The 19,513-nt window shown below is 55.4% G+C and carries 12 protein-coding genes and 5 pseudogenes; 5 read left to right on the top strand and 12 right to left on the bottom strand.

Translation table 11 applies throughout. The annotated features are described in order from the left end of the window. The first annotated feature begins 25 nt into the window (after positions 1-25). Together HLB35_RS11540 and HLB35_RS11535 are read left to right on the top strand one after the other, a co-directional pair. Positions 26-715, top strand: a complete 690-nt coding sequence (locus HLB35_RS11540) for an aspartate/glutamate racemase family protein (protein ID WP_171702685.1) — start codon at positions 26-28, stop codon at positions 713-715. Positions 716-1,010: 295 nt separating this feature from the next. After that, positions 1,011-2,414 (top strand): xanthine/uracil/vitamin C permease, encoded by a 1,404-nt coding sequence (locus HLB35_RS11535; protein ID WP_171702684.1) that lies wholly within the window; start codon positions 1,011-1,013, stop codon positions 2,412-2,414. Positions 2,415-2,532: 118 nt separating this feature from the next. On the opposite strand, the gene HLB35_RS11530 is transcribed toward HLB35_RS11535, so the two are convergent. From HLB35_RS11530 to HLB35_RS11480, 11 genes and pseudogenes are all read right to left on the bottom strand, one after another. Further along, positions 2,533-3,714, bottom strand: a complete 1,182-nt coding sequence (locus HLB35_RS11530; RefSeq protein WP_171702683.1) for an acetyl-CoA C-acyltransferase family protein — start codon at positions 3,712-3,714, stop codon at positions 2,533-2,535. Between the two features lie 151 nt (positions 3,715-3,865). Next, a pseudogene (locus HLB35_RS11525) lies at positions 3,866-5,043 on the bottom strand (vWA domain-containing protein). A 3-nt stretch (positions 5,044-5,046) separates the two neighbouring features. Next, positions 5,047-5,901, bottom strand: a complete 855-nt coding sequence (locus HLB35_RS11520) for an AAA family ATPase (RefSeq protein ID WP_171702682.1) — start codon at positions 5,899-5,901, stop codon at positions 5,047-5,049. Positions 5,902-6,314: 413 nt separating this feature from the next. Next, positions 6,315-7,613 carry a Xaa-Pro dipeptidase gene (gene pepQ / locus HLB35_RS11515; protein WP_171702681.1) on the bottom strand — a complete coding sequence of 433 codons (1,299 nt, stop codon included), beginning with the start codon at positions 7,611-7,613 and terminating at the stop codon, positions 6,315-6,317. 43 nt (positions 7,614-7,656) lie between these two features. Continuing rightward, positions 7,657-8,577 carry a LysR family transcriptional regulator gene (locus tag HLB35_RS11510; protein WP_171702680.1) on the bottom strand — a complete coding sequence of 307 codons (921 nt, stop codon included), beginning with the start codon at positions 8,575-8,577 and terminating at the stop codon, positions 7,657-7,659. Positions 8,578-8,614: 37 nt separating this feature from the next. Further along, positions 8,615-9,682, bottom strand: coding sequence for an ABC transporter ATP-binding protein (locus tag HLB35_RS11505; protein ID WP_171702679.1), 1,068 nt, complete (start codon positions 9,680-9,682; stop codon positions 8,615-8,617). Beyond that, a pseudogene (locus HLB35_RS19115) lies at positions 9,679-10,694 on the bottom strand (ABC transporter ATP-binding protein). The gene HLB35_RS11505 and the pseudogene HLB35_RS19115 overlap by 4 nt, the downstream one beginning before the upstream one ends. A 5-nt stretch (positions 10,695-10,699) precedes the next feature. Further along, positions 10,700-11,640: pseudogene (locus tag HLB35_RS11495) on the bottom strand (ABC transporter permease). Next, positions 11,637-12,683, bottom strand: a complete 1,047-nt coding sequence (locus HLB35_RS11490) for an ABC transporter permease (protein ID WP_171702678.1) — start codon at positions 12,681-12,683, stop codon at positions 11,637-11,639. Before HLB35_RS11490 ends, HLB35_RS11495 begins: the two are co-directional and overlap by 4 nt. Before the next feature lie 92 nt (positions 12,684-12,775). After that, complete coding sequence (locus HLB35_RS11485) at positions 12,776-14,380, bottom strand: ABC transporter substrate-binding protein (RefSeq protein ID WP_171702677.1); 1,605 nt, start codon at positions 14,378-14,380, stop codon at positions 12,776-12,778. Between the two features lie 309 nt (positions 14,381-14,689). Continuing rightward, positions 14,690-15,076, bottom strand: coding sequence for a glutaredoxin family protein (locus HLB35_RS11480; protein WP_171702676.1), 387 nt, complete (start codon positions 15,074-15,076; stop codon positions 14,690-14,692). A gap of 286 nt (positions 15,077-15,362) precedes the next feature. On the opposite strand from HLB35_RS11480, the pseudogene mpl reads away from it, so the two are divergent. The 3 genes and pseudogenes from mpl to HLB35_RS11465 all read left to right on the top strand — a co-directional run bounded on the left by mpl (position 15,363) and on the right by HLB35_RS11465 (position 18,081). Beyond that, positions 15,363-16,744: pseudogene (gene mpl / locus HLB35_RS11475) on the top strand (UDP-N-acetylmuramate:L-alanyl-gamma-D-glutamyl-meso-diaminopimelate ligase). 42 nt (positions 16,745-16,786) lie between these two features. Continuing rightward, positions 16,787-17,416, top strand: coding sequence for a flavin prenyltransferase UbiX (locus tag HLB35_RS11470; protein WP_171702675.1), 630 nt, complete (start codon positions 16,787-16,789; stop codon positions 17,414-17,416). A gap of 42 nt (positions 17,417-17,458) precedes the next feature. Beyond that, positions 17,459-18,081 (top strand): annotated as a pseudogene (locus tag HLB35_RS11465) (LysE family translocator). Positions 18,082-18,083: 2 nt separating this feature from the next. Here the strand turns inward: HLB35_RS11465 and HLB35_RS11460 are convergent. Beyond that, a complete protein-coding gene (locus HLB35_RS11460; RefSeq protein ID WP_171702674.1) occupies positions 18,084-19,469 on the bottom strand; it encodes a bifunctional DedA family/phosphatase PAP2 family protein in 1,386 nt (461 codons plus the stop codon). Between the last annotated feature and the right edge of the window lie 44 nt (positions 19,470-19,513).

Genomic DNA, 19,513 nt, shown 5'->3' with positions numbered 1-19,513 from the left:
TACATGGACTAGCAAGGATCGGATGATGAAAACTCTTGGCCTTTTGGGTGGCATGAGCTGGGAATCTACTCAGACCTATTATCGATTGCTTAATCAGCAGGTTGCACAGCGTCTGGGCGGCCTGCACTCGGCAAAGGTAATTCTCGATAGTCTGGATTTTGCCGACGTTGAAGTCTTGCAGCGGGCAGGGCAGTGGGATGCTCTGGCGGATTTACTGGTCAAGCATGCCCTTCGGGTCGAAGCCGCTGGCGCTGACGGCCTGATAATTGGCACCAACACCATGCACCGTGTTGCACCAAAGGTAGAAGCTGCGCTGTCCATTCCGCTGTTACATATTGCCGATGCCACAGCACAGGCGTTGCTGGAGGATGGCGTTCAAACCGTTGGGCTTTTAGGCACCCGATTTACTATGGAACAGGCATTTTACCGCGAGCGCCTGGAAGCCCAGGGGATTACCGTGCTGGTGCCGAATGATGCTCAGCGTGAGGAGGTTCACCGGATTATCTACCAGGAACTATGCCGGGGTGTGCTGGATAATAACTCCCGCGCGGCGTATCTGGACGTAGTGGAAGATCTGCATCGACGCGGTGTTGGAGGGGTTATTCTGGGCTGTACGGAGATCGGTTTATTGATCAATCAGCATGACACCACTGTTGCGCTGTATGACACCACCTTCCTGCATGCAAAAAACGGCGTTGAATGGGCGCTTACATGATAAATCAGGGGTTAAGACCAAAGAATGACGTTTACGTAAAGGCGCTGTGAGGAATTTTCGCTTGTCGACAGATAAGCCGGTTTTCGAGTTTTATATAGCGATTTTGGCGTTATTTAGACACTTTTAGCTTTTTTCTCACTGTGATTGTCGACACTCGCTGGTGGGGTGTTCGTGCTGCAATGCACGAAAGGTCGAATGTTCTCCTGGCTTTCAGCCACGTAAAACAGCTCCAACCAATAATAACAATAGCCATGAGGATTCGATAATGAACAACCAGACACCGTGAGGAAACGTCGTGCTGCTTAAACGTAAATACGGGGAAGAACATCCCTACTGGCCGCTTGGCCCTTTCAAGCTTCGCCTGCCCTTTATCCATTTCCGTTGGGAAATTCCCGAGACCATCCAGGCGCTGGTCATGTTTGTCATCGGTCTGGGCATGATACCGCTGCTGGAGCAGTATCTTGGGCTTCCTTATGAGGTAGCACTTGCCTACGTGGTCGTATGCGGCATCGGCTTTATCCTGCCACCGCTTTTAGGGGTGCCCTTTGTAGCGGGCTGGATTACCCCGGCAATTCCCGTGGTTTTGTTGTTTATTGGCCAGTTTGAACCGGGGCCTGAAGCCATTCGTGCCATGGTAGCCCTGCAGCTGATGGTCACTCTGATTTTTCTGTTTATGGCGGTGACCCGGCTGGGAACAAAGCTGGTTAACAGCGTACCGGATTCAATCAAGGCGGGCATTCTGCTTGGCGCGGGTATTGCTGCTATCAGCGGTGAGATCAGTGAAGGCGGGCGTCTGTATGAAACGCCTATTTCCCTGGGTATCGGTGGCCTGATAACACTTTATGTGCTGTTTTCTCTATCGTTTCGTGACCTGACTGAAAAATTCCGCTGGGCGCGTAACATCGCTGCCTATGGCATGGTGCCGGGCATGCTGGTGACTATGGCGATTGGTTGGGGCGTAGGTGAATACCCGATGCCAAGCGTTGAGTGGGGCATTGCGATACCTGATTTTGGCGGCATCTGGGCGTATCTGCCCTTCAATATTGGCCTGCCGGGCATAGAGCTTTTGTTGGCGGCGATTCCAACGGCTATCATTGCCTATATCATTGCCTTTGGTGACATCATCGTCGGCCAGAGCCTGATCAAGCGCGTTGATCACCTGCGTCCGGATGAAAAAATCGAAGTGAATGTTGATCGCGTTCACCTGATTACCGGCCTGCGTAACCTGATGCATTCCTTCCTTGCCCCTTACCCGGGTCTTGCAGGGCCACTGTTTACCGGTGCCATGGCCACCATTGCCGAGCGCTACCGTTACGGGCGTGGTGCCATGGATACCATCTACTCAGGGGCTTCGGTTTTCTGGATTGTCGGCTTTTTGGCGCTGTTCCTGCTGCCGCTGGTTACCCTTTTCCGCCCGGTATTGCCGATTGCGCTGTCAATTACCCTGTTGATTACCGGTTACCTGTGTATTGCCGTGGCCGTTGAGCAGATCAAGAACGCTACCGCCATGGGCGTTGCCGGTATCATGGGTGTGGTGTTGGCAACCCATGGCGCCGCCTGGGGGCTGGGCGTTGGCGTGGTGCTGTATCTGATGATCGAGCACCGTTCACGTCGCCACGCTGAGGATGAAGCCGATGAGCCGATCCATGTTGAAGATGATATGGCGGTAGAAGAAGCAGAGGAAAAACCGGCTAACTAAGCTGCTATGTCGACAGACCTAGCTAAACAAAAAACCGGCAGGCTCAATAAAGCCCGCCGGTTTTTTTTTTTGATTTGTATTGCCAGTGACTTGTTCTATGACACAGTAGAACTAACTTTTACAGGCGCTCAAAAATGGTCGCAATCCCCTGGCCGCCGCCAATACACATGGTAACCAGCGCATAGTGTCCACCGGTACGCTCAAGCTCATAGAGCGCCTTGGTGGCGATAAAGGCCCCGGAACAACCCACCGGGTGCCCCAATGCAATGGCGCCGCCATTCGGATTGGTTTTCTGCATGTCCAGCCCCAGCCCCTTGGCGACGGCCAGTGCCTGAGCGGCAAAGGCTTCGTTAGATTCAATCACATCCATATCGTCAAGCGACAGGCCAGCTTTTTCCAGTGCCAGACGCGAGGCAGGGATGGGCCCTTCACCCATGATCTCATTCGGCACCCCGGCCACCGCGTATGACACCACGCGGGCAATCGGCTTGTGTCCGGCACTTTCGGCCGCCTCTGCAGACGCCAGCACCATAAAAGCGGCGCCATCGTTAATGCCTGAGGCATTACCGGCAGTGACGGTGCCGTCTTTCTTGAAGGCCGGGCGCATTTTCCCCAGGCTTTCCATGCTGGTGCCCGGTTTTACATGCTCATCGGTATCGACGACGACGGTGCCCTTGCGGGTCTCAAAGGTGATCGGGACGATCTGTGACTTGAAGCGTCCTTCCTCAATGGCGCGGGTTGCGCGGGCGTGGGACTCGACTGCAAAGGCGTCCTGCTCCTCGCGGCTGATATCCCACTTTTCGGCCAGATTCTCAGCAGTTATACCCATGTGCCCAACCCCGAATGGGTCATTCAGAGTAGCCACCATCATGTCAACCATGCTGGTATCGCCCATCCGTGCCCCTGAGCGCATGGCGGGTGACAGGTAACCACCCCGCGACATCACTTCAACGCCGCCCCCGACGCCATAGTCGCAATCACCCAGCATGATGTTCTGGGCAGTGGTCACGATGGCCTGCAAACCAGAGCTGCACAGGCGGTTAACCGCCATGGCGACGGAATCCATCGGCAGCCCGGCCTGAATGGAGGCAACGCGTGCAACATAGGCAAAGCGGGAATCGGTAGGGATGCAGTTGCCCACAGTGACATAGTTGATCAAGGCGGCATCCACCTGGGAACGGTTGACCGCCTCTTTCATGACCTGGCCTGCCAGCTCATGGGGTTCTATGGAGCTTAATCCGCCACCAAAGGCGCCAATGGCAGAACGTACGGCACTTAATACAACGACTTCTCGACTCATTACGGGCGTTCCTATTGTTATCTGTTGTTGTCTACTGTTTAAAAACTGACATATTAAAACTTACAAATGCTTAACAAACTCATTTATGAGGGTAGCACATGGCAGCGGTTTTACATGATCAAAATGCTATTACAGGCATTGATTCAGCGTTTTAGCGGGCCAGTTGGCTCATCGCCGCTTCCAGGCCCTCCAATGTCATCGGGTACATGCGGCCGTCAATCAGCTCGCGAATCAGTTGGGTAGAATAGGTAGTTTCCCAGGCCCGTGGTGGCATGGGGTTGAGCCACGCCAGGCGTGGAAACGTTTCCGTCAGGCGCTTTAACCAGATGCCGCCGGCTTCCTCGTTGAAGTGTTCGACACTGCCACCCGGGTGGGTGATTTCATAGGGCGACATCGCAGCATCGCCGACCACCACGACCTGATAGTCATCCCCGTAGGTATGCAAAACGTCCATGGTCGGAAGTCGTTCATTGCCACGACGGCGATTGTTTTTCCAGACGCCTTCATACAGGCAGTTATGAAAGTAATAGTGCTCAAGATGTTTGAACTCCGAGCGTGCGGCGGAAAACAGCTCCTCGCAGACGCGGATATGGTCATCCATGGAACCACCAACATCGAGAAACAGCAGAATCTTGACGGCGTTGTGGCGCTCTGGGCGCATCTGGATATTCAGCAGACCCGCATCCCGGGCGGTTTCACGAATGGTGCTGTCGATATCAAATTCTTCGAGCGCCCCTTGACGGGCAAACTTGCGCAAGCGGCGCAGTGCCATCTTGATATTGCGGGTGCCAAGCTCCAGAGAATCATCGTAATCGCGAAAGCGACGCTCATCCCACACCTTGACCGCGCGCCGATGGCGGGAGCCATCCTGGCCGATGCGAATGCCTTCCGGGTTGTAGCCATAGGCACCAAATGGGCTGGTGCCGCCGGTACCAATCCACTTATTGCCCCCGCATGGCGCTCTTTCTGCTCTTCAAGGCGTTTTTTGAAGGTGTCGATCAGTTGTTCCAGCCCGCCCAGGGATTCGATTTTGGCCTTTTCTTCATCACTGAGCTGTTTTTCGAACTCACGGCGCAGCCATTCATCGGGGATCAGGGCGTCAATGGCGGCATCCATATCCTCAATGCCCTTGAACCAGGCCGCAAAGGCGCGATCAAAACGGTCGAAATGACGCTCATCCTTGACCATGACGGTGCGTGCCACCTGATAGAAAGCTTCCATATCGGCAAACACCACGCCACGTTCAACGACAGCGTGTAAGTCCAGCAGCTCGCGCAGCGACACCGGCACGCCAGCACGTTTCAGCGTTTCAAACAGGCCGATAAACATGGCTTAGCGCCCCGTGTTCTTCTGGCGACGCAGCATGAAGGCTAGCCGTTCAAGCAGTTGGGTATCCTGCTCGTTCTTGACCAGCGCACCTGCCATCGGCGGGAGGGCCTTGACCGGGTCGCGGTGATAAAGGGCTTGCTGGGCCAGCTCGTCGGCCATCAGCAGTTTCAGCCAATCAACCAGTTCGGAGGTCGAAGGCTTTTTCTTAAGCCCTGGTGCGCCGCGTAAATCAAAGAAGACTTCCAGCGCTTCGCTGACCAGACGGGGCGCAATATCGGGGAAGTGAACGTCCACAATCGCCTGCATGGTCTCGCGGTCAGGGAATTCGATGTAGTGGAAGAAACAGCGGCGCAGAAACGCATCCGGCAGCTCTTTTTCGTTATTCGAGGTGATCACGATGATCGGACGCTGCTCGGCACGAATGGTTTCGCCGGTCTCATAGACGTGAAACTCCATACGGTCGAGCTCTTGCAGCAGATCGTTGGGGAACTCGATGTCCGCCTTGTCGATTTCATCAATCAGCAACACCACGCGCTCACCGGCGCTGAAGGCTTCCCACAGCTTGCCGGGCTTGATGTAGTTGCCGACATTTTCCACCCCTTCTACCCCGAGCTGCGAATCGCGCAGGCGGCTGACGGCGTCGTACTCATAAAGCCCCTGGGCCGCCTTGGTGCTGGACTTGATATGCCAGGTGATCAGGCGGGTACCCAAGGATTCGGCCAGCTCCTCGGCCAGCAGGGTCTTACCGGTGCCCGGCTCACCCTTGATCAAAAGCGGCCGCTCCAGCACAACGGCAGCATTGACGGCTTGCTTGAGGGCATCGGTAGCAATGTAGGAGGACGTGGATTCAAACGCCATGGCGGTTCCTTAACGAGTGAGAACTGAATTCAAACAAGTGTACGTGAGGAGAATAAGGATGTCTTGACAGAAGCGCTGCACTGCCATGTGGCAGTGCAGCAATTTTTTGCACTGCCAGAGTGCGTGTTGCAGTGCATCAACACCCAGTAGCTGGCTTGAAGAAATAGATTTATTTTTAACTATATAAAAATAAAAAGATAATTATTTTTTGGCACGTAAGTCGCAGTATATAAAGTACAAGGCGGATAAGTCGCCGTCTACATCGCTGCCACGCAACATACAGCGTCATTTCAGACTAACCTGTATTTGCTCTGGCAACGATACACCGAGTGAGCTGGCGTGCTCCACCTGGTCCCCTTCGGGGGCCTTTTTTATACCTGCCTTTTATGCCTTATGGACGCTATGACAACGGGTCAGGGCGTCAGATTCTCGTGGCCATTTTCTGTAATCACAATATTGTCTTCGATGCGAATACCGCCGCAGGGCGTAAGTTGCTCGACCAGAATCCAGTTGATGGGCAGTGATTGTTGACGCAAGGGCGCCAATAGCATGGGAATGAAGTAAAGCCCCGGCTCGATGGTAATGACCATGCCCACTTCCAGTTCCCGGGTCAGGCGCAGAGCCGGGTGTTCAGACGGTGCGGGTGCTGGCTCGCCAGCGGGGGTGCGTAGCCCAGCCACATCGTGAACCTGAATGCCCAGCAGATGCCCCAAGCCGTGGGGGCAGAAGGCGCGGGTGACGCCTTCACTAACCGCCGACTCGGCGCTGCCGCGATACAGGTCATGGTGAATAAGAATGTCCGCCAGGGACTGATGCATTTCTTCCTGCAGGGCAGTGAAGCGTTGGCCGGGTTTGGCTTTTTCGATCAGCTGATCTTTCAGATCATGCAGGGCGTCAATCAGGGCCTCAAACAGGGCAGGGGCATCCGGGCCCAGATGGGTGCGGGTGATATCGGCGCTGTAACCGCGATAGCGGCTCCCTGCATCTACCAGCAGGCTGAACCGCTGATGGGTCGTCTGGGCGTTGTAGTGTTGGTAATGCAGAATGCCCGCATGTTCATTCATGCCCACGATGCTGGCGTAAGGCAGCTGGGATTCACGCTGACGGCTGGCCGCGAGGTAGGCGAGCTGAATATCCAGCTCGCTGGCAGCCCCGGCAAAGGCGGCATGCGCTGCCTGATGGCCGGCCATGGCCAGACGGTTGGCTTCACGGATGCAGCTGATTTCATAGTCGCTTTTGATCACCCTCAGCTCATCCAGAGCCAGTAACAGGGAATGGGGGTTGGCAGCGCCCTCAGGCACTGCCAAGCCGGCCTGCTCAAGCGCTGCCGCATCGCCGATCCAGGCGCTGTTCTGGCTCAGCTGGGGTGTCTGGATGTCGTTGCACAACACCACTTCAAACTCACCGACCCAGGGCTCTTCTGGCAGGGTAGTGGGCTGATGCCAGAAATCAGCCGGTGCGTGCAGGTGGAGGGTGGGCCTTGCATCCGGGTGAATCACCAGCCAGCTATGCGCAGCATCCACCAGCGGCACCCAATGCACGAAATGGCCGTAAGCCTGGAAGTTGGCCAGCTGGTCATCCGCATAATGTGCGCTCGGATGCCCGCTGTAGATGGCAATGGCATCCAGGTTGAACTGGCTCATCAATGAGCGGTAGGCGTTAAGCAAATGCTGCAGGTGGTCAGATTGCTGTTGGTGGAGCGATTCGGGCATTGTGGTTGACCTTTCAGAATATGGGGAGGCTATAAAGAAAGCACTAGCGATGTGGCAATGAGTATGTTGGAAGCGCGTTCCAGAAAGCGTCAAGGTCGGTATGCTGTTGTACTTGATGACGGTATAAGCGTATTTCCAGGGGTACGTCCCAGCGCTTATCACCCGCTCTAATCAGCGCACCGTTAGATAGTTCAGCCTGAACACAGCGCTCAGGCAGCCAGCTCATGCCATAGCCAAGAACCACTAGTTCCTTGATATTGGCGGCAAACAGGTTTTCACTTTGGGTATTTAAATAGGTGTTTATGGGCATGCGCGTCAGGTGCGCTTTGAGCGCCGATCCCAGCAACCCGCGTTCAGGGTAGGCAAGCCACGGCAAAGGGGCGCTTCGCTTACCGGGTAACAGGTTACGCGGCGCGCCATTGTTATCACAGGCGGTGACTGGAATTAGCCGTTCTTCACCTACGACCCGGTAGCGACACTTGGACGTATCGATATCCAGGTCGCAGCGCTCTATCGGCCAATAACACAAAGCCAGGTCACACTCTGCCCGTGCCAACGCCTGAAAATAGTCACCTGCGACCCAGGCAGTTGCCCGCAGGTAGGGTTGAATGCTGTCTTGTCCGCCCTGTGCCGCAAGCCATTCAGGCATAAAATGTGCTAGTAGGCTCTGCGGCGCGGCCAGCATAATCCGGCGCTGCTGACCGGCGCTGATTTCGCGCACTCTGTCACGGGTCAGCCGCACTCGTTCGGTGACCTGTTGACACAGTGTTAGAAACTCCTCACCGGCTGGTGTGAGGGATAAGGGTAGGGTCTGGCGGTTGATCAGTGTTACCCCCATTTCTTCTTCGAGAAGCTTGATGCGCCGTGAAAAAGTAGGCTGGGTGACATTCTGTTCATCCGCCGCCCGTGAGAAGTGCCGAGTTCTGGCCAGGGCAATAAAATCTTCTAGCCAGCGAATTTCCATGGGTCTTCCTGGTTGGTAGGACTATTAATGGTAATGATTATAACCGGTCTTCCTCTACGGCATGGCACGCCACTCGGGTTCCGTCATTCTGCGTTTGCAGAACAGGGATTTCCTGCTTGCAGCGCGCATTGGCGTAAGGGCAGCGTCCATGGAAAACGCAGCCGCTGGGCAAATTCACCGGCGTGGGGACTTCGCCTTCCAGACGAATATGCTGTGGGCGATCGTCTTCCAGGCGTGGAATAGCCGATAGTAGGGCCTGAGTATAAGGATGGCGTGGCTTGGCAAACAGGGTGGCCGTGCTGGCGACTTCACACACCGTCCCCAGATACATCACGGCAACGCGGGTGCCGAAATGTTCGACCACCGCCAGGTCATGGGTGATGAACAGGTAAGTCAGGTTATGCTGGCTTTGAGCCTCCATCAGCAGGTTCAGCACCTGAGCCTGAATCGACACATCAAGTGCCGAAATCGGCTCGTCGGCGACGATAAACTCAGGGTCTACTGCCAGGGCTCGGGCAATGGCGATGCGCTGGCGCTGGCCACCGGAAAACTCATGGCCGAAGCGCTTGCCCCAGTCAGGGTCAATACCGACGGAATGCATAACGTCTTCGACCTTCTCGATGATGCGTGCGCGGTTCCAGTCCGGGTGGTGAAGACGCAGCGGTTCTTCCAGTGTCTGCTGAATGGTCATGCGCGGGTTCAGCGAGGCGTAGGGGTTCTGAAAGATCATCTGCATGCGTTTGCGATAGGGCAAAAGCTGGCGTGAGCTCAGGTTATCAATCCGCTGGCCGTCATAGTGGATCTCGCCTTCTGACGGGTTGAGCAGCCCCATAACAGTGCGTGCCACGGTGGATTTGCCGCAGCCGGACTCACCCACAACGCAAAGCGCTTCACCGCGTTTGATATCCAGGTTCACGCCGTTGATGGCATGCACATGCTCCTGGTGACGCACCAGCTTGCCGCCTTTGAACTTCAGCTGGTCGAGAAAATCACCGGACAGCGAAAAGCGTTTTTTCAGGTTGCGAATCTGCAACAGTGAATCTGCACTTTCTTCATTTTGGGTCGGAATCGTTGGATCCCGCATCGCCTTTGCCTGTGCGCTCATGAGGTTTCCTCCTTAAGTCGGCGATCTTCCAGCAATTCAGCCACCATATGGCAGGCGACACGACAGTTGCCGGATTCAACGAATTCAGGTACTTGCTGCATACATGCTGGCCTTGGCTGGCCGTCGGCACGGTTGATGAAATCGCAGCGCGGATGAAAGGCGCAGCCACTGGGCAGGTTAGACAGGGACGGCATGCTGCCGCGAATCTGATTGAGCCGCTCGCCCGGTGTGGCCATCTGCGGCAAGGCGTTGATCAGCCCCTGGGTATAGGGGTGCTGCGGATCATTGATGATTTCGCGGGTTGGCCCTTGCTCAATCACGCGCCCAGCGTACATTACCAGCATGCGCTGGGTCACCTGACTGACCACACCCAGATCATGGGTAATCAGGATCAGGCCGACATTGTGCTTTTCACAAAGCTCCAGCAGCAGCGCCATGATCTCCGCCTGAATGGTGACATCCAGCGCGGTGGTGGGCTCGTCGGCAACGATGATGTCCGGGTCAAGCAGCAGGGCGATGGCAATGATAATGCGCTGACGCATACCGCCCGACAGTTCATGAGGGTACTGATCAAGCCTCGTTTCCGGTGAGGGAATCTGTACCTGACGGAGTTTGTCCAGGCAAATATCGCGGGCTTCCCGGGAGGAAATACGCCGATGAGCCTTCAGACATTCGACCATCTGCTCCCGATCGACAGCACCGGGTTCAGGGTCATCATCGGGTCCTGAAAAATCATCGAAATACGGTTGCCGCGCACTTTGCGTAAAGCGCGCTCGGACATGGTATTCAGCGGCTTGCCATCGAAATTGATGCTGCCACCAGCGATGTAGCCAGGTTTGGCAATCAGATTAAGCAGCGAAAAGGCCGCGACGGATTTGCCCGCGCCGGATTCACCGACGATCCCCAGACGCTCACCGCGTTCGAGAGTTAAGTTAACATCGCGCAGGGCGTGAACATCCCCCTGACGCAAAGCGAAACGCACATCCAATTGATTGACTTCCAGCAGTGCCATGGTCTTCAGCCTTTATAGAGTCGTGGATTCATGACATCGCGCAGCCAGTCACCGAGTAGATTGATCGACAGCACCAGTATGACCAGCACAGCACCGGGAATCAGGGTGATCCACCAGGAACCGGACTGGATATAATCAAAGCCTGCCTTGATCAGCGAACCGAGTGACGGGTGGGTTTCTGGCATCCCCAGACCCAGAAACGACAGAGCCGCCTCGGAAATAATTGCATTGGCAATCTGCACCGTGGAAATAACGAAAATCGGTGACAGCGTGTTGGGCAGCACATGGCGGAACATGATGCGTTTGCTGGATAGTCCCATGACGCGGGCGGCATCCACGTATTCCTTGTTTTTTTCAGCCAGCACCGAGGCGCGCACGGTACGTGCATATTGCGGCCATTCTGCCAGGCCGATAATCAATACCAGCAGCGGCACGGCGTAAGCACTGAACGTCGCGCTACCGAAAACGGCTTTCACCAGCGCACCGACAATGATGGCGACCATAAGGGTGGAAAACGACAGTTGGATATCCGCCAGACGCATCAGGAAGGCATCAATGCGTCCGCCCAGGTAGCCGGCCATCAGGCCAAATACCACCCCAAGCAGGGCCTGCAGGGCGACAGCGCCAAACCCGATGATCAGTGATACGCGGGCACCATAAAGAATGGTGGAAAGCATGTCACGACCCTGAGCATCAGTGCCGAGTAGGTACTGGGCATCACTTCCTGATACCCAGAAGGGGGGAGTTCCGAGGCCAGAATATCGATCTGCGCCAGGTCGTAAGGGTTCATCGGCGAAAGCCAGGGAGCCAGCAAGGCCACGGCGACCAGCAAAATAAAGACCGCGAGACTGACTTGAGCGATGACATCACGCTTGAAACTGTAAAACAGATAAGAGTCGCGGAAGCGTTCCCAGCGGCTGGGAAGCCTTGTGGATGTTTCATTCATGAGGGCTTTCCAGTCAGTTTAACGGTGGGATTCACCAGTCCGTAGATCAAGTCGACAATCGTGTTGGTGATAACGAAAATAAGACCCACGATCATCAGATAGGTCACAATCAGTGGAATGTCGGAGCGCTCAATGGCATCAAGAAACATCAATCCCATCCCTGGCCATTGAAAAACGGTTTCGGTCAGAATGGTGTAAGCCACAAGGGTGCCGATCTGAACCCCACCCACGGTGATCACAGGAAGCATGGTGTTTTTCAGGGCATGCAGAAAATAGATGCGGCGCATGGAAATGCCTTTGGCCCGTGCAAACTTGACGTAATCTGATTGCAGGACTTCTAGCATCTCGGCACGAATCAGGCGAATAAACAGCGGTAGCATGATGGACGCCAGTGAAATGGCGGGCAGGACGAGATAGCTCAGCCCTTTAAAACTGGCAAAGTTGGTATCCCAGGTGCCAAACACAGTGACCGGGTCACCGCGCCCATAGGCGGGCATGCCACCCTCGGTGGAAATCAGCTCGTTAAGCCAGTTGCCCCAAGAGGTGTCGACGGGAAAAGGCGTCCAACTAACACCAATGGCAAATAGCTGTATAAGCATGATGGCGGTCAGGAAGACCGGAATTGAAATACCCACAATAGATATGCTCATGAAAAACCGTGTGAGCAGGGCGCGCGGCTTGATTGCGCTATAAACGCCGATAGGCACCGAGAAGACGATAATCAGAAACGTTGAGGCAGCAACAAGCTCCAGGGTTGCCGGAAGGTGACGTGCAATAACTTCTGTAGTGGGTTGGTTGAAGACATACGAATAACCAAAGTCAAACTGTGCCGCATTCACGGCAAAGCGGGCGTACTGAACCAGCATGGGATCGTTGAGCCCAAGCTCTTCGCGTAGGGCCTCGCGTTCACTTTCTGGTACCGACTGACCGACCATTTGTTGGATCGGGTCGCCGAGGTTATCTTGTATGGCAAAGGCGATAATGCTGATGACAAACATCACCAGCAGCGCATGGAAAAGGCGCTTGACCAGGAAGGCGATCATGGGGATGGTTCCGTGGAAACAGGTGAACAGCGCGCTGAAACTTCCGTTTCAGCGCGCACGCGTTGAGTAAGCCGATTAACTCGCTGTTAGCGTTACTCGGAAGGCTCTACGACCAGATCACCCAGATAGGGGAAGTTCATCACATTGAGAACAGGCTCAATGTCGACCCGGTTTGACGATGCCCAGGCCAGATCCTGCCAGTGGAGCGGAAGGATAGCGGCTTGATCATAAAGCGTCTGTTCAACCTGCTGAAGCATTTCAGCACGCTGCTCGCGATCAACTTCAACGTTCGCGGCAGCAATCAGTGCATCCAGTTCGGGATTACAGAAGTTACCCGCGTTGTACTGGCCGGCACCGCTGTCCGCGTCCTGGCAGGCTGTCAGATATTCGTGGAAGTTAGCGCTATCTTCGGTATCAGCATGCCAGCCAATCATCATCATGTCGGCGGCGCGGTCGTCAAACTCGCCCCAGTACTGCGCCTTAGGCATGGTTTTCAGGTCAACGTTGACGTTGATGCGGGCCAGCATGGCCGCGACTGCCTGGGCAATTTTGGCATCATTCACGTAGCGGTTGTTAGGCGCCATCATGGTGATATCGAAACCGTCGGCATAGCCTGCTTCCGCCATGAGTTCTTGCGCACGCTCAAGGTCATAGCGGGGTTCCAGATCGGCGACATGCCCGGCATAACCTTCTGGAGAGAACTGTGCCGCCGGTGTGGCGAAGCCTTTCATCAAGCGATCGGCAATCCCTTCTTGGTTAACGGCATAGGCAAATGCTTCACGCACACGCTGATCTTGGAAAGCCTCGACACGCTCCTGGTTCATGTGGAAAAAGATGATGCGTGTGCCGGACATTGTCACCAGCTGGGTGTCGTCGCTCTCACGAACCCTATCCAGATCATTGGGCGGTACCGGCGCAATGAAGTCGACATCGCCGGAAAGCAGCGCGGCAACACGCGTGGCATTCTCGCTGATCGGCGTCAGTATGATGTTGTCAACGTTACCAGGCGATTCGCTATCCCAGTAATTGGGGTTGCGAGTGAACTGGGTACGCACGCCCTGTTGGCGGTCGGTGACGGTGTAGGGGCCAGTGCCCGATACATTGCGTGAGGCATAGGAGTTGCCGTTTTTGACGATTTCATCTTTCGGATCGCCGTCTTCATCGTTGCCGGAATAGAACTCGCTATCCATGGGAAAGACATAGGTCGCCAGATTCAACAACAGCGGGTACGGCTCTTTTGTATTGATTTCGACAGTGTAATCGTCGATGACCTCAACGCTTTCGATAGGCTCAAAAATCGCTTTAAAATCAGGGCTCTGTTTCAATCGTTCAATGGTCCAGGCGACATCGTTGGCAGTGAAGGGGTTGCCGCTATGGAACTCGACGCCCTCACGCAGTGACATGCGCATAGTGGTGTCATCCACCTGCTCCCATTCGGTCGCCAGGCGAGGCTCGAAATCCAATGATTGCGTCCAGCGTACCAGAGGATCATGTGTCATATGCGAAAGCTGGAGGATACCGCCGGAAAGCTGCTCATGAATATCCAGAGACACCGGGTCAGCATCGTAAGCCATACGCAATGTTTCAGCGCTGGCGGTCATTGGCAGCAGTGCCGCTCCCGCCATGGAAGCGCCTACCAGAGAAGCCAGTAGCGTTTTTTTGAAGGTCTTCTTTGTCGAAACAGCATTGAGCGTCATAGTCGTTCCCGAATTGTCTAGCCAATAATTTCCAGGGTGTTGTGCGTCTCTCACTGTTGCCATGAGCTCCCTGGAGCTTGTTATTAATACTGTCCACTCATTGCGAGCGATGAACTTAACATTAGAGAGCGGCACCCCGCGTTCACAATCGAAATAATGACAGGGCTTATTCAACTTATGAATAGACCCGATAGTTCGGGTGCCGCTGCTCTTGCACATTAGACTAAAGACGAGCCTTGTGACCCAACGCATGTTTGATTATTAAGGAGGTGGTGATAACTTTTTGATCCAATGCTATCAAGTGAAGTGCTAGCCAAACCGTTCCTGCAAATAGGCATTAATATCATCGGATTCATACAGCCACTTTACGCTGCCGTCATTCTGCTGGATCTGCAGGCAGGGTACCTTGACCTTGCCACCACCCTCTAACAGATCCTGCTTGTGCTGAGGATCAAGCTGCGAGTCACGTACCTCAATGTTCAGCCCCAGGCGCGCTATTTGCTTGCGTACCTTGATGCAGAAAGGGCAGGTGCGAAACTGATAGAGCGCGAGTTTTTCACACGCCTTGTCCACCTCGGCCTGTGCTTCAGGGCTGCGCTCAACGGATTTCGGGGTCGATAGCTTTTCAGCCACGATCATGAAAGGCGCCAGCAGAATACGCAGAGTACGGAAAAAATAGCGCAAGACGATACGCATGATTTAACTCCAGGGTAGGTGTTCAGGGGTTGAATGATCAGGAGTGGATAAACGCTCCAGGCGCATCCTGCATCAATCCTTGTGTATTGTCACATTGATGCGCCTAATCCAGGTGAGACTCGCCCGCTTCCATGCTAGGCTGAACGTTGTTATGTGGTTGTCACACAAGGCATTGGCAGGCGTTGCCGCTGGGTTGTTCCGCCAGCCCTATGGTATTCCGCCAGCCCTGTGGGCAGCTACTGGCATATTATCTTACCAGAGCCATTATCAGAGGAAACAAGGCGCGATGCATCTGCATATTATAGGGATTTGCGGGACTTTCATGGGTAGCCTGGCGCTGTTGGCGCGAGAGCTTGGCTACACAGTGAGTGGCTCGGATGCCAATGTGTATCCCCCATGAGTACACAGCTGGAAGCGGCGGGTATTGCGTTACAGGAAGGCTACCGAGCAGAGAACCTGTCACCTGCGCCTGACCTGGTGGTGGTAGGCAACGCACTCTCACGCGGCAATGCTGAGGTGGAGGCGCTTCTGAATAGTGGCCTGCCCTATACATCAGGCGCCCAATGGCTGGCTGAGTATGTTCTCCAGGGGCGTAAGGTGATTGCCGTCGCGGGTACTCACGGCAAGACCACAACCGCCAGCCTGCTGGCCTGGTTGCTGGAAAGCAGCGGGCTGAAACCAGGCTTTCTGATTGGCGGTGTGCCGCGTAACTTCGGTGTTTCCGCTCGGCTGGGTGAAGCTGATGCGCCCTTTGTAGTGGAAGCAGACGAATACGATACGGCGTTTTTCGACAAGCGCTCCAAGTTTGTCCATTACCGTCCGGATATTGCGCTGCTGAATAATCTTGAGTTTGATCATGCCGATATCTTCCCTGATCTGGCAGCGATTGAACGGCAGTTTCACCATCTGGTAAGAACCGTGCCCGGTAAGGGAAAACTGTTGGTGGCGGATGACCAGCCCGCGCTGCAGCGTGTGTTAGAGCATGGAGCCTGGACGCCGGTGGTGCATTTCGGTACTCATGCGCAAAGTGACTGGCAGCTGGTGCTGGAGCGCGACGATGCCAGCCGTTTTCAGGTGATTCACCGCACGTCCGGTGGCGATGAAGATGCGATTGTCGATTGGCTGCTGAATGGTGAATATAACGCTCGCAATGCACTGGGTGCTCTGGCAGCCGCTCACGCCTGCGGGGCTGATCTGGCGCGCAGTTGTGCCGCACTTTCACGCTTTGAAAGCCCCAAGCGTCGCCAGGAGGTGCGTGGCGAGGTCAATGGCATTCAGGTCATCGACGATTTTGCCCATCACCCGACAGCTATAGCGGCGACGCTTGGCGGGTTACGCGCAGCGACCCCCAGAGGGCGTCTCTTGGCGGTGATTGAGCCGCGCTCCAATACCATGCGTCTGGGGGCCTTGAAGGCGCATTTGAATGACAGCGTTGCCGCAGCAGATCATGTCTTCTGGTATCAGCCAGCCAGTATTGACTGGTCTATGCAGGCATTGATTGAACCTCAGGGCGAACGCACAACCCTGTGTGATCATATGGATGAGCTGGTACAGGCGGTAGTGTCTGAAGCCGCCCCGCTGGATCGAATTGTGGTGATGTCTAACGGTGGTTTTGGCGGCATTCATGAGCGCTTGCTGAAAGCCTTGAAGGCTCGTTGGTCAACCTGAAACTATCACTGTGCTGAATCTATTTCTTGCAGGAGTGTTTTCTTGAATCAGGCAACAAGTTTTAAACCGCCGATAACGGTGGCACTGACCGGCGCGTCAGGCGCGCAGTATGGCCTGCGGCTGATTGACGTGCTGGCCGCTGCTGGGCATGAAGTCTGGGTGATGATTTCCAAGGCGGCACATATGGTGATTGCCACCGAAACGGAGATTTCATTACCGGCACAACCCCAGCGTCTGGCTGAGGCGCTAATCGAGCGCAGCGGTGCCCAGCCCGGCCAGATTCGCTGCTTTGGTCGCGAGGACTGGATGGCGCCGGTTGCCTCTGGGTCTGGCGCGCCATCGGCCATGGTAATCTGCCCGTGCTCCACGGGAACACTTTCCTCAGTGGCTACCGGCGCGAGTAATAACCTGATTGAGCGGGCTGCAGACGTGGCCATCAAGGAGCGCCGCACCTTGGTCATGGTGCCCCGGGAAACGCCGTTCTCCCCGATTCATCTTGAACATATGCTGACCCTGAGCCGCATGGGCGTAGTGATACTACCGGCGGCACCTGGCTTTTATCATCAGCCAACCTGTATTGACGACCTGATTGACTTTATCGTTGCGCGAATCCTTAATCAGCTGCAAATCAGCCATAATCTGATGCCGCGCTGGGGCGAGCCGTCAGCCTGACTGCTTGCGAACCATTCGCTATTGATGCAAGGAACCCCACTCATGCTTTCATGGGCAACGCTGTCTGTGTTTGTGCCGACTTTTCTGTTTGTCTCGCTAACGCCGGGCATGTGCATGACCCTTGCCATGGTGCTGGGGATGACCCAGGGGGTGAAGCGAGCCTTATGGATGATGGCGGGAGAGCTGCTTGGTGTCGGCCTGGTCGCCGTGGCGGCGGGCGCTGGCGTGGCGGCACTGATGCTCAAGCATCCCGAGATGTTTGCCTTGTTCAAGTGGCTAGGCGGCGCTTACCTGGGGTATCTAGGGATAATGATGTGGCGCTCTCGTGGGCGTATGGCAATTCCTTCCGAGCTTGAGGCGGGGCCGCCGGTAGGTCGCTTACAGCTTGCTGTTCAGGGCTTTTAACCGCGGTGGCCAACCCCAAGGGGTGGGCGTTTTTTATGGTGTTACTGCCACCGTTTCTGGATAGCAGTCGCCCTCTGATAGTTCAGTTAAGCGTCTTGATCAGTGTGATTCTGAGCATTGAGCTCGCCAGTATGCTGATTTACGCCACCGGCGGTAAAACCCTGCGCCGAGTGCTGGGCAAGAGCGGCAATGTGCGTTTGATGAACCGCATTGCGGGCACCTTGATGGTGGGGGTTGGGTTATGGCTGGCTCTTGGCTGATGTCAGGCGGCGGGCAGCCAGATCATACGCGCTAACAGCAGGACACCAGAGGCAAGGATTAACCATTGCCAAGGCAACCAGACTTCTGCATGTGGTCGCTGCTGCCAGTTTAACCGTACCAGGGCGCATACCATCAAACCCAAGAGAGCGCCGCCGACCAGATCCGTCAACCAGTGAACGCCCAGTACCAGGCGTGAAAGCGCCATAGGTAGCACTGTTGCTATCGCGGCCCAGTACACCCATACCCGCTGGGAGCGTCCAAGTCGGGCGGCACCAAACGCTGCTGCCAACCCGACGATCACCACAGTGCTGGATGTATGGGCGCTGGGGTAGGCCATGGAATCTGCCAACTGTTCATTGGTAAATGGCCGCTCACGCCCTATCAATGCCTTGCCAAAAATATTCAGTAGCGCAATGCCCAAGATGGCGGCCAACCAGTGGCCCAGCAACGCCCAATAGCGTTTGACCAGCATCCAGATGCCCCAAGGCGCTAACAGGGCGCAAAGTCCATACAAATCGCCAACTCGTGCCAGGATGGATGACAGTGCCGTAAGGGTATCATTACGTAGCCAGTTGAAAAGCCGTTGTGCAGACACATCCAGCGGGGTAGGGCCTTGTTGCATCATGACCCAGAGTGTCCAGGCGGATAGCCCGCCTACACTGAGTACCAGCAGCAACAAGGTGGCCACCGGCACCTCGCCATACTGGCTCATGGCCAACCAGGGGCGTCTGAGCAGCGGGAGGCGTCTTACAGCGAGTAATAACCAGCGGTACACAGCCCCTTGCCGGCCTGCCTGCAGGCGGCCCCAGGAGAAAAATACTGCAAGCAGCACAATGCTGGCTGCCAGTGTGAACAGCGCCATTTCCAGCCCAGCGGGCATCGCCAGGCGCTGTTGCCAGGTATGGCCCAGCCAGTAACCAGGTAGTGTGTAGGCGGGCGCCCAAAGCAGTGCGGAACTGACATTTGCACCCAGAAAAGCGACGGGTGGCATACGCATCATGCCTGCAACCAAAGGAATAATGGGTCTGATGGGGCCGATGAAGCGGCCAATAAAAACCGAATAAACGCCATAGCGGTCAAAAAACCGCTGGCCGCGTATCACCCAATCAGGGTGCTGTGAAAGCGGCCAGCGCTTGAGTACACGACCGTTTTCCCAGTAACCGAGCCTGAAACTGATCATGTCGCCGCTTATGGCACCGATAAAAGCCGTCGCCAACATCCAGGAAATGGCAACTTCCTGATGGCCTGCCAGCGAGCTTGCTGCGGTGATCAGTACGACGCCAGGTACCAAGAGCCCTACCAGCGCCAAGGATTCCAGCAGCGCAATAATGCCAACCAATAACATCAGCATCATAGGTGACGGATTTAACTGCTGTATAAAATCCATATCTGGATAGTTCCTCAGCCATTGAGGTTGAGGATGATAACGCT

The sequence above is a fragment of the Vreelandella azerica genome (assembly GCF_013112225.1).
GTDB classification, from domain to species: Bacteria; Pseudomonadota; Gammaproteobacteria; order Pseudomonadales; family Halomonadaceae; genus Vreelandella; species Vreelandella azerica.
The sequence above is the reverse complement of the archived record's forward strand: the minus strand, read 5'-3'. Positions and strand labels throughout refer to the sequence as shown.

What these genes read in the sequence shown, in the direction of transcription:
- HLB35_RS11540 (WP_171702685.1), top strand. Translation starts at nt 26, where the DNA reads ATGAAAACTCTTGGCCTTTTGGGTGGCATGAGCTGGGAATCTACTCAG.
- HLB35_RS11530 (WP_171702683.1), bottom strand. Translation starts at nt 3,714, where the DNA reads ATGAGTCGAGAAGTCGTTGTATTAAGTGCCGTACGTTCTGCCATTGGC.
- HLB35_RS11520 (WP_171702682.1), bottom strand. Translation starts at nt 5,901, where the DNA reads ATGGCGTTTGAATCCACGTCCTCCTACATTGCTACCGATGCCCTCAAG.
- pepQ (WP_171702681.1), bottom strand. Translation starts at nt 7,613, where the DNA reads ATGCCCGAATCGCTCCACCAACAGCAATCTGACCACCTGCAGCATTTG.
- HLB35_RS11510 (WP_171702680.1), bottom strand. Translation starts at nt 8,577, where the DNA reads ATGGAAATTCGCTGGCTAGAAGATTTTATTGCCCTGGCCAGAACTCGG.
- HLB35_RS11505 (WP_171702679.1), bottom strand. Translation starts at nt 9,682, where the DNA reads ATGAGCGCACAGGCAAAGGCGATGCGGGATCCAACGATTCCGACCCAA.
- HLB35_RS11490 (WP_171702678.1), bottom strand. Translation starts at nt 12,683, where the DNA reads ATGATCGCCTTCCTGGTCAAGCGCCTTTTCCATGCGCTGCTGGTGATG.
- HLB35_RS11485 (WP_171702677.1), bottom strand. Translation starts at nt 14,380, where the DNA reads ATGACGCTCAATGCTGTTTCGACAAAGAAGACCTTCAAAAAAACGCTA.
- HLB35_RS11480 (WP_171702676.1), bottom strand. Translation starts at nt 15,076, where the DNA reads ATGCGTATCGTCTTGCGCTATTTTTTCCGTACTCTGCGTATTCTGCTG.
- HLB35_RS11460 (WP_171702674.1), bottom strand. Translation starts at nt 19,469, where the DNA reads ATGGATTTTATACAGCAGTTAAATCCGTCACCTATGATGCTGATGTTA.